This window comes from Streptomyces sp. NBC_00536 (assembly GCF_036346295.1).
GTDB lineage: Bacteria > Actinomycetota > Actinomycetes > Streptomycetales > Streptomycetaceae > Streptomyces.
On the sequence record NZ_CP107819.1, the window covers coordinates 538,992 to 552,269 of the forward strand.

Here is a 13,278-nt window from a genome sequence, read left to right on the forward strand (position 1 = left end):
TGGAAATCCACCGTTCTGTGCCACCGCGCCGAAGGATGCCCCCTCATGAACGACATCGCCATCACCGGGATCGGCTGCCGTTTTCCCGCCGCCCCGGACGTCCGGGCCTACTGGAAGCTCCTGCTCAGCGGGGAACGGCAGTTCGCACCCGTCCCGAGGGAGCGATGGAACCACGAGGCCTTCCACGCACCCGGCGACCCGTCGGCGCCCAATGCCGCCTATACCGATCAGGTCTCCTTCCTCGACGACGTGGACCGCTTCGACGCCTTCCACTTCGGGGTGCCCCCCGCGCGCGCCCGGGCCATGGACCCGCAGCACCGGCTGATGCTCGGCGTCGCCCGCGAGGCGCTCGACGACGCGGGGCTGGGCCGCGGCGACTTCGACCGGGAGAACACCGGGGTCTTCTTCGGCTTGTCGGTGTCCGACTACAAGGACCTCATGACGGGCCACATGCGCGCCCTCGAAACCGGTACGGAACAGACGGAACAGACAGCGCACGTCGCCACCCTGGAGGCCTTCACCCTGCCCGGCAGCCTGCTCAGCATGGCGTCCGGCACGGTCAGCCGGTACTTCGGCCTCGGTGGCCCCAGCTTCGCGGTCGACGCCGCCTGTTCCGGCTCGCTGGTCGCCCTCGACCAGGCGGTGGCCCAGCTGCGCCAGGGCACCTGCCGGATCGCCCTCGTGGGCGGTGTGTACCTCAACCTGACGCCCGACAGCCTGGTCGCCTTCTCCAAGCTCCGCGCGCTGTCCGCCACCGGGGTGTGCCGCCCGTTCGACGGGCGGGCCGACGGTTTCGTCCTCGGCGAAGGCGCCGGGGTGGTCGTCATCCGGCCGCTCGTGGACGCGCTCGCCGCGGGCGACCGCGTCTACGCGGTGATCAAGGGCATCGGCTCGGCCAACGACGGAGCCTCTCCCGGACCCCTCGTCCCCACCGCCGAGGGCCAGCTGCGCGCCATGCGCCGGGCCTACGACGACGCGGGGATTCCCCCCTCCTCGGTGGGCTTCCTCGAAGCCCACGGCACCGGCACCGCCGCCGGGGACCGGGCCGAGGCGGAGGCACTGCGCCGACTGCGCACCGAGTACCCCGACGACGACCCGGGCCTGTGCTACCTCGCCTCGGGCAAGGCCCTCATCGGGCACTCCCTGGCCGCGGCGGGCATCGCGGGACTGATCAAGACGGCCCTGGTCGTCCATCACCGTACGATCGTGCCGCAGCCGGACACCGCCCCCCATCCGGACCTGGGCATAGCGGCCACGGGCCTGCGCTTCGCCGACACCGCCCGTCCCTTTCCGGGCACCGGCACCCCGCGGCGCGCCGCCGTCAGCTCCTTCGGCTTCGGCGGCACGAACGTCCACGTGGTGCTCGAAGAGCAGCGGCCCGCCCCGGCCCCGGGCCTCCTCCCGGAACGCGCCGACGGCAGCGCAGGCACCGACGACGCCCGGGGCACCGGACCCCAGCTCGTCCTCCTCTCGGCCGGGAACCCGGAGCTCCTGGCCGAGCACATCGACGACGTACTCGACGTACTCGGCGCACTCGACGCGGCGGACCGCCCCCCGCTGGCAGCCGTGGCCCACACCCTGGGCTCCCGCGCGCCCCTGAAGTCCCGGCTCGTGGTCGTGGCCGATGACACGGAAGCGTTTCTGCTGCGGCTGCGCGACGCCCGTGAACAGCTCGCAGCCGGGGCCCGGGGCGATCTCGGCGACGGCGCCTTCGCCGCCGACGCCCCCCTTCCCGCCGCACAGCGCAGGATCGCCTTCCTCTTCCCCGGCCAGGGCAGCCAGCGGCCGGGCATGATGCGGGACCTGCACGAGCGGTTCCCCGCCTTCCGGTCCGCGGTCGACGTCCTCGGCGCCGTGGCCCGCCGGGACCTCGGCTTCGATCTCGGCGATCTGCTGTACGGCGAGGCCCCGGCGTCCCGGGGCGCGGCCGAGGAGCGCAGGCTGCGGCTCACCGCCACCGAGGTGTGCCAGCCGCTGCTCGGCACCGTCCAGATCGCCGCCACCCGCGTCCTCGCCGACTGCGGCATCACCCCCGGCCTCGCCCTCGGCCACAGCGTCGGGGAGTTCGCCGCGGCCGCCGCGGCCGGAGCGCTCACCCCCGTGGACACCGTCCGGCTGCTCCTCCACCGGGGCGCGGCCCTGCGGCGGGCCGAGAGCGGATTCCCGGGCGGGATGCTCGCCGTGCAGAGCGACGAGGAGACCTGCCGCCGGCTCGTCGACGGAATCGAGGACGTGTGGCTCGCCTGCTTCAACCAGCCGCGGCAGATCGTGGTGAGCGGCTCGGCGGAAGGGCTCGCCGCCCTGCGGGAGGTCTGCGCCGGTGCCGGGGTCGTCACGGCGGCGCTGGAGGTGTCCCACGCCTTCCACTCGCCGCGGCTGGCCGCCGCCGAGGAGAGCGTGCGCGCGGGCCTCGCGGCCCGCCGCATCAGCAGCCCCACCGTGCCCTTCGTGTCCTCCGTCGACGCGCGGGTCACCGCCGACCCCGAACGGCTGCGCGCGCTGTGGACCCGGCACGCGTCCGCACCGGTCCGCTTCGGCGCGGCCGTCCGGACCGCGTACGACGAGGGGGCCCGCGTCTTCCTCCAGGTGACCGGCGGCAGCTCGCTGCTCACCTCGGTCCGCCGCAACCTCAGCGGTCACGGCGACGTCCACGTGGTCCCGGTCGACGGGGAGGCGCCGGACGGCGGGCGTACCTTCGTACGGGCCCTGGCCCGGCTCGCGGTCCTGGGCGTCCCGGTCGACCCGCGCGCCCTGGTTCCCCGCGAGGACCGCCGCCTGCTGGACCTGCCGGTGGCGCGGCTCGACACCCGCTCCTACTGGATCGCGGGCCAGGGGCCCGCGAAGGAGGCCACCCCGGACACGACGGTCGCCCCGGCCGGGTGTGACGCGCCGGTCCCCGCGACCCCTGCCGTCCCGGCCGCGCCCGTAGCGCCCACGGACCCGCCCGCTCCGGTCGCCGACGCGGTGACCGGTTCCGTCACCCCTTCGGTCAGCGACGCCGTCACCGACTCCGTGACCGCACAGGTGGCCCGGATCAGCGCTTTTCCCGTGGATCATCTGCGCGAGGACCAGCTGCTGGTCGAGGACCTCGGGTTCGACTCGCTGATGCTGACCGACCTGTTCACCTCCCTCAAGCGGCAGTGGCCGGGGTGGAGGTTCGACGAACGGGTCGCCGACCGGCCGACCATCGGGAGGATCGCCGCGCTGATCGCCACCGGTGAGCCCGGCGCCGTACCCTCCGTACCCGCCGTACCCGCCGTACTGGCAGCCGTACCGGCGGCCGTCCCCGGCCAGCGCGCGGGCCACGCCGCGATGCCGGCGCCCGTGGAAGCGTCCGCCCCGGCCACCCCGGCCGCCCCGCTGCCCGAGGAGCACACCCGGATCGAGTGCTTCCCCGAGGTCACCGCCCACGGCGAGCGCCTCGCCGCGCTCTCCCGTACGGGGCTGTCCAATCCGTACTTCCTCGTCCACGAGGGCGGTATGACGGACACGACCGTCATCGACGGCAGGGAACTCGTCTCGTTCTCCAGCTACAACTACCTGGGCCTGGCCACGCACCCCGACGTGCACGCGGCGGCCAAGGAGGCGATCGAACGCTGCGGTACGTCCGCGTCCGCCAGCCGGCTGCTGTCCGGCAGCCGTCCGGTCCACCTGGAACTGGAGGCGGAACTCGCCGGTCTGCTCGGCAGCGAGGCCGCGATCACCCTGGCCAACGGGCACGCCACGAACGTCACCGTGATCGGGCACCTCGTCGGCCCCGGGGACCTCGTCGTCCACGATTCCCTCGCGCACGACAGCATCCTGCAAGGCTGCACGCTGTCCGGGGCGACCCGACGGCCCTTCCCCCACAATGACGCCGCCGCCCTCGACGCCCTCCTCGGGCGGGTCCGCCACCAGTACCGGCGGGTGCTCGTCGTCATCGAGGGCGTGTACAGCATGGACGGCGACATCGCCGATCTGCCCGCCCTCATCGAGGTCAAGCGGCGGCACGGCGCGCTGCTGATGATCGACGAGGCGCACAGCATCGGAACGATCGGCGCGACGGGCCGCGGCATCGGCGAGTACTTCGGGGTCGACCGCCCGTCGGTCGAGCTGTGGTCGGGCACCCTGTCGAAGGCCCTGGCCAGCTGTGGTGGCTACGTCGCGGGGCAGCGCCCGGTCATCGAGTACCTGCGCTACACCGTTCCCGGATTCGTCTACAGCGCCGGCATGACCCCGGCCGACACCGCGGCGTCGCTGACCGCACTGCGGCTGCTGCGCGCCGAGCCGCAGCGGGTGGGCCGCCTCGCGGAGAACGCCGCGCTGTTCGTCCGTCTCGCGCGTGCCGCCGGGATCGGCATCGGGGACAGTCACGGCACACCGATCGTCCCGTGCATCGTCGGGGATTCGATGAGGACCCTGCGGCTGGCGGAGGCCTTGTTCCGGCGGGACATCAGCGTCAATCCGATCCTCCACCCGGCCGTCCCCGAGGACATGGCCCGGCTGCGCTTCTTCGTCACCCGTGACCACACGCCCGGCCAGATCCGTGACGCCGTGACCGCGCTGGAGCACGAGCTGCGGCAGCTGGACGCCGCCCGGGCCGCGTGAGCCCGCGGTCATGGGATTCGCCGTCATGGACGCCAAGGTCACGCACCCGGCCGTCACGCACCCCGTCGTCACGGACCCCCCGTTCCCGCCGATCGCACCGGGCCCCGTCCACCGGTGGGGCGGGGCCCGGCTCATCGTGGCCCGGCGCGCCGACCTCCACCGGGCGCCGCCGCTCTCCCCGGCCGAAGAGCGCGTGGTGCGGGCCCTGCCGCCCTGGCGGCAGGCCGAGTGGCTGGCCGGCCGGCTGCTCGCCAAGCTCCTGGTCGGCGTGGCCGTCACCGGGACGGCGCACGACGTGGAGATCCTCCCGCGCGACGACGGCAGCCCCCGGGTCCTCGTCAGCGGCAGCCCGGTGCCCGGCGTGTACCTTTCCATCAGCCACACCGCCCACCACGTCGCCGCCGCCCTCGCACCGGAACCGGTCGGGGTGGACCTGTGCGAGAACGGCTCGGCCGCCGCGGTGTACCGGGTCGCGGACCACGTCCTGTCACCGCGGGAACGTTCACTCATCGGTACGGACCGGCCCGCTCTCGCGGCGGGGGCCTGGGCCCTGAAGGAGGCCGCGGTCAAGGCCGACCGGAGCGGCATCTTCGGCGCCGCCGCGCGCGGCGTCGTGATCCTGGGCCTGGACCCGCCCGTACTCGGCGGGCGGCGCCGCGCGATGGTGTGGCAGGCGGGGGACGCGGTCCTCGCCCTGGTCCTCGCGCGCCCGTGACGGCACTGCGTTGGTGCTCCTCGCCCCGCCGGATGATGCTTGTCAGTGGAGCCCCTGGCCTTGCGGGGTGCCGTGGGTCCCGGCGCAGTACTAGCGAGGGCGAGATGAGCGGCGATGGAGCAAGTTCCCACCTCTCCTGGTGAGCGGCCGCAGGAGCCGGGCGCGTCCCGCCCGTCCTGGGGCGAACCGCTGAGTGAGTGGGCGTTCGCCCAGTCGCCGTTCCCCCTGGCGATCTTCGATGAGGACCTGCGGCTGGTACGGGCGAACGCGGGCACCAAACGCGCCCTCTCCCGCACGGAGGCCGAGCTGCGGGGGCTGCGCCTGCCGGACATCACCCCGGACCCGGTGAGCGACGAGACCGAGCGGATGATGCGCCGGGTGCTGGAGACCGGTGAGCCGCAGTACGTGGACGCCCCCTTCGTCCCCCTGACGGGTCCGGGAGCGGAGCACGGCTGGGCGACCTCGCTGACCCCGCTGCGGGATCCCGACGGTCTGGTGCGCGCGGTGTCCCTGGCCGCGCACCACACCTCCGGGACCGGGGAGGACGGGCGGCGGCCGTTCGCGCCGGACGACGACGCGAGCGCCGTCGCCCGCGTCGGCACCACCCTGGACAGCGCCCGTACCGCGCAGGAGCTGATGGACGTCGCCGTTCCCCGGCTCGCCGACTTCGCGGTGGTCGACCTGCTGGATCCCCTCCCGCGCGGCACCGAACCCTCCGCCGTCGTGGTGGCGGGGCCGGTGACCGTACGCCGTGCCGCCGTACGGTCGGTCCTGCCGGGAAACCCGGAATCCCGGGTCGCCGTCGGGGAGCGGACCGTCCATCCGCCGCAGTCGCCTCCCGCCGAATGCCTGGCCGCGGGGCGCGGCGCGGTGTACGCGACGGCCGACCCGAGCGTCGCCCGCTGGGTGGCGCAGGACCCGGCGGCCGCCTGGATCGCCGAGTACGGGGCCCACTCGCTGATGGTGGTGCCGCTGCGCGCGGGGGGCAGCACGCTCGGGGTGGCCCTCTTCAGCCGCCACCGGCGCGCGGAGCCCTTCCTGCCGAAGGACCTGTGGCTGGCCGAGGAGCTCGCGAACAAGGCGGCGGCCAGCATCCGCAACGCGCCCCGGCACCACCGGGAGCACACCTCCACGATGATGCTGCAGCGCAGCATGCTCCCGGGCAGGCTGCCCCAGCACTCGGCTCTGGAGACCGCCTCCCGCTACCTGCCCGCGGGCGGCGAGTCGGGCATGGGCGGCGACTGGTTCGACGTGATCCCGCTCTCCGGCGCCCGGGTGGCCCTGGTCGTGGGCGATGTCGTCGGCCACGGCATCCGCGCCTCCGCCACCATGGGCCGGCTGCGCACCGCGGTGCGCACCCTGGCCGATGTCGACCTGCCGCCCGACGAGCTGCTCACCCATCTCGACGACCTCGTCATCCACCTGTCCGCCGACGAGGGCGGCCGGGACGACGGGGACACCGCCGGGGGCATCGGCACCACCTGCCTGTACGTGGTCTACGACCCGATCACCCGCCACTGCACCGCCGCGCGGGCGGGCCACCCGCCGCCCGTGGTGGTCTCCCCGGAGGGCTCCGCGTACCTCCTCGACGTCCCGGCCGGTCCGCCGCTGGGCCTGGGGGGCCTGCCCTTCGAGACCGTCGAGGTGGAGCTGCCGGAGTGGAGCATCCTCGCGCTGTACACGGACGGGCTGCTCCAGGCCCGTGACCACGACATCGACGAGGCCCTGGACAACATGTTCACGGCCCTCGTACGTCCCGCCTCCACCCTGGACGCGGTCTGCGACCGGGTGCTGACCGCTCTGATGACCCACCCGCCCGAGGACGACGTCGCCCTGCTCATCGCCCGGACCCGGGCCCTGCACTCCGACAAGGTCGTCGTCTGGGACGTACCGCCGGACCCGGCGAACGTCGCCCAGGCCCGGCGGGACGCCACCGACCAGCTGACGGCCTGGGGGCTGGACGACGCGGCCTTCGTCACCGAACTCGTGGTCAGCGAACTGGTCACCAATGCCATCCGCTACGGGGAACCGCCCATCCAGCTGCGCCTGATCCATGAGGACACGTCGTTGATCTGCGAGGTGTCGGACGCGAGCGGTACCGCTCCGCACATGCGGCGGGCCCGGATCTTCGACGAGGGCGGGCGGGGCCTGTTGCTGGTCGCCCAGCTCGCGCAGCGCTGGGGCACCCGGCACACGACGGTCGGCAAGACCATCTGGGCCGAGCAGTCCCTCATCGTGTGACACGGGTCGTGTGACACGCCTGTGACAATCGCCGGACACCACCATGAAGTCCCACCGACAAGCTCTTTAACAGGGACATACATCCACATTTACGGATTTCGTCCCCTGCTTCCGAGGATGTGAGCAGCGCTGACCGAGCCGATGTGTCGGAGGAAGTCCCATGAGCCTCACCCTCACCATGGAACGCACCGAAGCCAGCGCCACCGCACTCGCCCCCCGTGAGCAGGAGGCACTGCGCTACATCGCCGCAGGGTGCACCTACGTGCAGACGGCCCGCTCGATGGGCCTCTCCCGGCACACGGTCGACGCCTACCTCCGCCGCATCCGGGCCAAGCTGAACATCAACACCACGGCGGAAATGGTCCGCCTCGCCATCTCCCTGGGGCTGTGACCCCGGGGCCTACGGCCCACCGAGCGGGCCGACGAAGACCGGCATCGCCCACGACGGCGGTTCCGGCGGGGGCTCCGGAGACGGCACACGGCTCCCCGCCATCCCGGCAGACCGGGCATCCGAACTGGATGCCCGGTCTCCGCGTTGTCCGGCGCCGACGCCACTCCCTATGCCGATGCCGTTGCCCTTGCCGGTACCGATGCCCGCCGCGACGCGCAGGGCCGCCACGAATTCCAGGCAGGAGCCGTAGCGGTCCTCCGCCACCTTGGACAGGGCCTTCGCCAGCACCGCCCCCGCCCCCGGCGCGATGTCCGGCCGCTTCTCCGCCAGGGGAGGCGGTTGGTCGTACTGGTGCGCCCACAGCAGCGCCGGGGCGTCGTCCCGCACGAAGGGCGGGCCGCCGGTGAGGGATTCGTAGACCACGCAGCCGAGGCTGTACTGATCGCACCGGCCGTCCACGGGCCGGCCCGCGATCTGTTCCGGCGCCATGTAGTCGAGGGTGCCGACGAACTCGCCCGCGGTGGTGAACCCGCTGAGCGCCAGCGACTTCTTCGTCAGCCCGAAGTCCGTGAGGTAGACGTGTTCGGGGTGGTCGCTGTCGGTGCCCGCGGCGACCAGGATGTTGGCGGGCTTGACGTCGCGGTGCACCAGCTCGTGGTCATGGGCCGCGTCCAGCGCGGAGGCCACCTGGGCGGCGATGCGCACGGCGGTCGTGACGGGGAGCGGGCCGTCCCGGTCCAGCATGGCCCTCAGGTCCAGCCCCGCGACGTACCGCATGGCGATGTACAGCACGCCGTCGGTGTCACCGGCTTCGAAGACCGGCACGATGTGCGGGTGGTCGATCCGCGCGGCCACCTGCGACTCGTAAGTGAAGCGGCGGCGGAAGACCTCGTCGCGCACGCGTTCCGGGGCGATCAGTTTGAGCGCGACCATCCGGTCCAGGCGCAGGTCCTTGGCGCAGTAGACGACGGCCATGCCGCCCCGGCCGATCAAGCGCTCGATCCGGTAGCCCGCGATCTGCTGCCCGATCAGACCGGAGGGCCGGCCCGTGTACAGGCTTCGATTCGATACCGTGCCCATCAGGCGCCTCCGCGGAAAGTCTAGCCAGCGACCCGGAGCCGGGGCGAGCGCTGCTCGCCCCGGCTCCGGGTCCGGTCACCACCTGCTCACCCCCGGTCAGCCGTCGCCGCCGGTGCCGCCCCGGCCGCCCTGGCCGCTGGTCTCGCAGCCGGCGCCGACGCAGATGCCGCCGTTGCCGCCCCGGCCCCCGGTGCCGCCGTCGCCCCCGGGGGGTGCGGAGCCGCCGTTGCCGCCGTTGCCCCCGTTGACGCTGCCGCCGCACTGGCCGACGCAGACTCCGCCGTTGCCGCCCTTGCCGCCGTCGCCGCCCGGGACGCCCTGGGTGCCTCCGCCCCCGTTGGCGCTGCCGTTGCACAGTCCGACACAGACCCCGCCGTTGCCGCCCTGCGAGCCGTTGACCGTCCCGTTGCAGTTGCCCGCGCACACCTTGCCGCCGACCTGGACGCTGCCGTTGCCCACCTGGACCTGGCCGCCGATCCGGCTGCCCAGTCCGGACCCGCCGCTTCCGCCGCCGGTTCCGGGTACGTGCCGGTGGCTGACCACCGAGGCTGCCTGGACCATGTGCGCCGGGGCCGCGGTGGCGGTGGCGGCCGAGGCGGCGGGCACCAGCGCGCCGACACCCAGCACCGTGGTCGAGATGACGAAACCGAGACTGAGTTTCCAGGAACGCACACGCATGGGATTCTCCTTGGCCGATCGAGTGGGGCGGTTCGGGGCGTCTTGGGGCGGTTTCCTGAACGGGAAGGTCCGGCCGCCCAGCGGCCGGACCTTCCGTCTTCCTTCCGCCTCAGGCGGCGTTCCCGCGTCAGATGACGCCGCTGAGGGAGCCTGCCGTCAGCGCGAACCAGTCGCCGTCGAGGTAGTTCTTCTTCCAGGTGTCGAGCTGCTCGGTCGTGATCTTGTACTTCTTGGCGATCTTCTCCTTGTTGTCCTTGGAGTCGTCGGCCAGCAGCGTCATCACGATGCGCACCCGGTCCACCACCGTCAGCTCCTCCTTCGGCTTGTCGGGCAGGTCCTTGAAGGTGAAGCAGCCGACTCCGCCGGGCTTGCCGGGTTCACCGGGCTGACCGGGCTGACCGCCCTGGCCGCCGGCCCCGCCCTCGCCGCCCTCGCCACCCTCGCCGCCGTTGGCGACGCAGTGGGTGGGCTGTCCTGCCAGGGCCGAGGAGGCGACGCCCGCAGGGGCCTGGGACTGCGACGCTTGCGCGGCGCACGCCGTACCGGTGACGAAAGCCAGGGAGGCCGCCGCCAGGATGAGCGGACGCTGCCAGGAGCTTGTGAACATGGGAGGTACTCCGTATCCGTGAGCACGTGTGCCGCTTTCGGGCACTGCGGGGGCGAGAAAAGGGGTGGGGTGAGAAAAGGAGTGGGGGGTGGGGGTGGAGGCCCGGAGGCCTCCACCCCGTCGGATCATCGGATCAGGTGCGCCGGTCAGAAGATGCTGGAGCCACCGGTGCCACCGCCGCCGCCGAGACCACCGAAGATCCCGCCGCCGCCCTTGCCACCCTTGCCTCCGTTGCCGCCCTGGAAGACGCCGTCGCCGCCGTGGCCGCCCTTGCCGCCGTTGCCACCGCGGAGGATGCCGTCGCCGCCGCCGCCGCCGTTGCCGGCGCTGCCGCCGAACAGACCGCCGCCGCCGTCGCCGCCCTTGCCGCCGTTGCCGCCGATGACACCTTCGCCACCGCCGCCACCGCCACCGCCGCCGCCACCGACGAGGACACCGGTGCCGCCCTTGCCGCCGTTGCCGCCGGCGCCGCCGGTGCCGAGGACGCTGCCGCCGCCGGAGCCGCCGGAGCCGCCGCCCCCGCCGATCAGGCCGCCGCCGCCTTCACCGCCGTCCCCGCCGGCACCACCGGCGGACGGGAAGGCCGCAGCCACGTGAGCGGGCATCGGAGCCGCCGAGGCCATGGAGGCCGGAATGAGGACTCCTGCGGAGACCATGGCCGCCGAAGCGAAGAGCGTCGCCAGGCGGAATCCGCGGCGGTTGGTGCGGACGACGTTGTTGGTGCGAGTCTTACGGTTCATGGCCTTCTCCTACTGCTCAGAGGTTGTATTCGGTGTATTCATCCGGGGGGAGGAGGAGTTCCTCCGAGGAGGTCTTCCGGTGTTCCGTCCCTTTCCGTGTCACCAGTAAGCCCCGGCGGGGACACCCGGGTCACGTTCCGGACATTCGGGACTTGACGGGCATCGCATCACCGGGTAAAAGCCGGCCGCACGCGGGTGTCGCGGGCCGGCGGGACGCCGGGAGGGACCGTGCGGCGCACCGCGAGGAGGCCCCCATGGCGGGTACGACGCGAAGCGGCCTCTGCCTCGTGGCGGGCGCCCTCACTTGCGGCCTGCTGCTGGCCGCGGGCCCGGGCGCCGCGGCGCAGGAGACGGCACGGGCCACGGCCGGGCAACGACTCACCCGACCGGAGCAAGCCCGTCACGGTGGTCCGTGAGGGGCTGGCGCACACCGTGCCGCTGGCGGTCGGCGGCCAGGCCTCGACACGGCTCGCCTTCACCCCGGTCCTCGGCGAGGCCGGGGGTACTGCGCCTCCGGCGCCGAGCCGGCCGTCGCCCCTTCGGTCGTGCTGGGCGTGGGCGGGGGCGGGCTCCGGCTGGCGCCCGACGACGGCGGCGCCTTCGCCCTCTGCGGCTCCTCCGTCCGCGCCACGGCCTTCCGCGGCCCCTGAAGGCCGCCCGCCCGCGGTCGCGAAGCCCGGCCGCCCGCGGTCGTGAGCCCCGCTCCTACCTTCCGGCCGCGCCCGCACCCCCGAAGCGGTCCCGCAGCTCCCGCTTGAGGATCTTGCCGCTGGCGTTGCGGGGCAGCGCGTCCACGAAGAGGACCCGTTTCGGGGCCTTGAAGTGGGCGAGCTTCTCCCGCGCGTACGCCATCAGCTCCTCCTCGGTCACCGCCCCGCGCGGCACCACCACGGCGGTGACCGCCTCGATCCAGCGCTCGTCGGGCAGCCCGACCACGGCCGCCTCCGCCACGCCCGGGTGCGTGTACAGCGCGTCCTCGACCTGGCGCGAGGCCACCAGCACCCCGCCGGAGTTGATCACGTCCTTCACCCGGTCCACCACGGTGAAGTAACCCTCCGCATCGCGCACCGCGAGGTCGCCGGAGCGGAACCAGCCGTCCCGGAAGGCCTTCTCCGTCGCCGCCGGGTCGTTCCAGTAGCCCCGGCACAGCTGCGGGGAGCGGTAGACCACCTCGCCCGCGGTCCCGTCGGCCACCTCCGCGCCGTCCTCGTCGACCACCTTCGCCTCGACGTGGCGCACCGGCCGCCCGCAGGAGTCCATCCGCCCCTCGTGTTCGGCGGGTCCCAGGACGGTCGCGAGCGGCCCGATCTCGCTCTGCCCGAAACAGTTGTAGAACGCGAGCCCGGGCAGCCGGGCGAGCAGCCGTTCCAGTACGGGCACCGGCATGACCGAGGCCCCGTAGTAGGCCTTGCGCAGCCCGCCCAGCTCGCGGGTGGCGAACTGGGGGTGGTTGGCCAGGGCGATCCACACCGTGGGCGGCGCGAAGAGACTGTCGGCCCCGCCCGTCTCCACCCGCTCGAAGACCTCCTCGGCGACCGGCGCGTCGAGGATCGTGTTCTCGGCGCCGACGGCGAGGTAGGGCAGCAGGAAGACGTGCATCTGCGCGGAGTGGTAGAGGGGCAGCGAGTGCAGGGGCCGGTCGTCCTCGGTCAGGTCCAGCGCCTCGATCGCGCTCTCGTACTCGTGGCAGAGCGCGGCGTGGGTCATCATCGCGCCCTTCGGGAGCGCGGTGGTGCCCGAGGTGTACAGCAGCTGCACGAGTTCCCCCGGTGCGCCGCCGCCCTCGTACGGGGCCCGCCCGGCCGCCGCCGCCAGGAGGCACCCGGGGGCGTCGCGCAGCGCCCGTACGGGATGGCCGTCCGGCACCCGGGGGGCGAGGTCCGGGTCGGCGAGCACCAGGGCGCTCGCGGAGTCGTCCAGGATGTGCGCGAGGTCCTCGCCGGTGAGGTTCTGGTTGACCGGGACGTGCACCAGGCGGGCCCGGGCGCAGGCGAGGAAGGCGATCAGGTAGGCGTCGGAGTTGTGGGCGAAGGTGGCGACCCGGTCGCCGGGGCCGAGGCCGCACTCCCCGGTGAGCCAGGCGGCCGCGGCGCTGACCGCCCCGTCGAGCGCGCGGTAGGTCCAGTTCCGGTCGCGGTAGCGGACCGCGGTCCGCTCCGGGACCCGCCGGGCGCTGTCGCGCAGCAGTCCGTCGACCGTGTTGTCCCGCACCTGTGTCATGAAGCGATCCTCATCTCGT

General features: G+C 73.6%; 9 protein-coding genes. 4 read left to right on the forward strand and 5 right to left on the reverse strand.

The window, feature by feature from the left end:
- Positions 1–45 precede the first annotated feature (45 nt).
- The 4 genes from OHS33_RS02385 to OHS33_RS02400 all read left to right on the forward strand — a co-directional run bounded on the left by OHS33_RS02385 (position 46) and on the right by OHS33_RS02400 (position 7,934).
- Complete coding sequence (locus OHS33_RS02385) at positions 46–4,587, forward strand: type I polyketide synthase (protein WP_330328699.1); 4,542 nt, start codon at positions 46–48, stop codon at positions 4,585–4,587.
- 10 nt (positions 4,588–4,597) lie between these two features.
- Positions 4,598–5,302, forward strand: a complete 705-nt coding sequence (locus tag OHS33_RS02390; RefSeq protein WP_330328700.1) for a 4'-phosphopantetheinyl transferase family protein — start codon at positions 4,598–4,600, stop codon at positions 5,300–5,302.
- 114 nt (positions 5,303–5,416) lie between these two features.
- Positions 5,417–7,543 (forward strand): SpoIIE family protein phosphatase, encoded by a 2,127-nt coding sequence (locus OHS33_RS02395; protein ID WP_330328701.1) that lies wholly within the window; start codon positions 5,417–5,419, stop codon positions 7,541–7,543.
- 160 nt (positions 7,544–7,703) lie between these two features.
- Positions 7,704–7,934, forward strand: a complete 231-nt coding sequence (locus OHS33_RS02400; protein WP_330328702.1) for a response regulator transcription factor — start codon at positions 7,704–7,706, stop codon at positions 7,932–7,934.
- Positions 7,935–7,943: 9 nt separating this feature from the next.
- Here OHS33_RS02400 and OHS33_RS02405 read toward each other — a convergent pair whose 3' ends face one another.
- The 5 genes from OHS33_RS02405 to OHS33_RS02425 form a co-directional block, all read right to left on the reverse strand.
- On the reverse strand, positions 7,944–9,014 hold the full coding sequence (locus OHS33_RS02405) for a serine/threonine-protein kinase (RefSeq protein ID WP_330328703.1): 1,071 nt from the start codon (positions 9,012–9,014) through the stop codon (positions 7,944–7,946).
- A gap of 96 nt (positions 9,015–9,110) precedes the next feature.
- Positions 9,111–9,692, reverse strand: a complete 582-nt coding sequence (locus OHS33_RS02410; protein ID WP_330328704.1) for a hypothetical protein — start codon at positions 9,690–9,692, stop codon at positions 9,111–9,113.
- 127 nt (positions 9,693–9,819) lie between these two features.
- Positions 9,820–10,299, reverse strand: a complete 480-nt coding sequence (locus OHS33_RS02415; RefSeq protein WP_330328705.1) for a hypothetical protein — start codon at positions 10,297–10,299, stop codon at positions 9,820–9,822.
- Positions 10,300–10,445: 146 nt separating this feature from the next.
- Positions 10,446–11,039 carry a hypothetical protein gene (locus OHS33_RS02420; RefSeq protein ID WP_330328706.1) on the reverse strand — a complete coding sequence of 198 codons (594 nt, stop codon included), beginning with the start codon at positions 11,037–11,039 and terminating at the stop codon, positions 10,446–10,448.
- Between the two features lie 705 nt (positions 11,040–11,744).
- On the reverse strand, positions 11,745–13,259 hold the full coding sequence (locus OHS33_RS02425) for a fatty acyl-CoA synthetase (RefSeq protein ID WP_330328707.1): 1,515 nt from the start codon (positions 13,257–13,259) through the stop codon (positions 11,745–11,747).
- Positions 13,260–13,278: the final 19 nt, after the last annotated feature.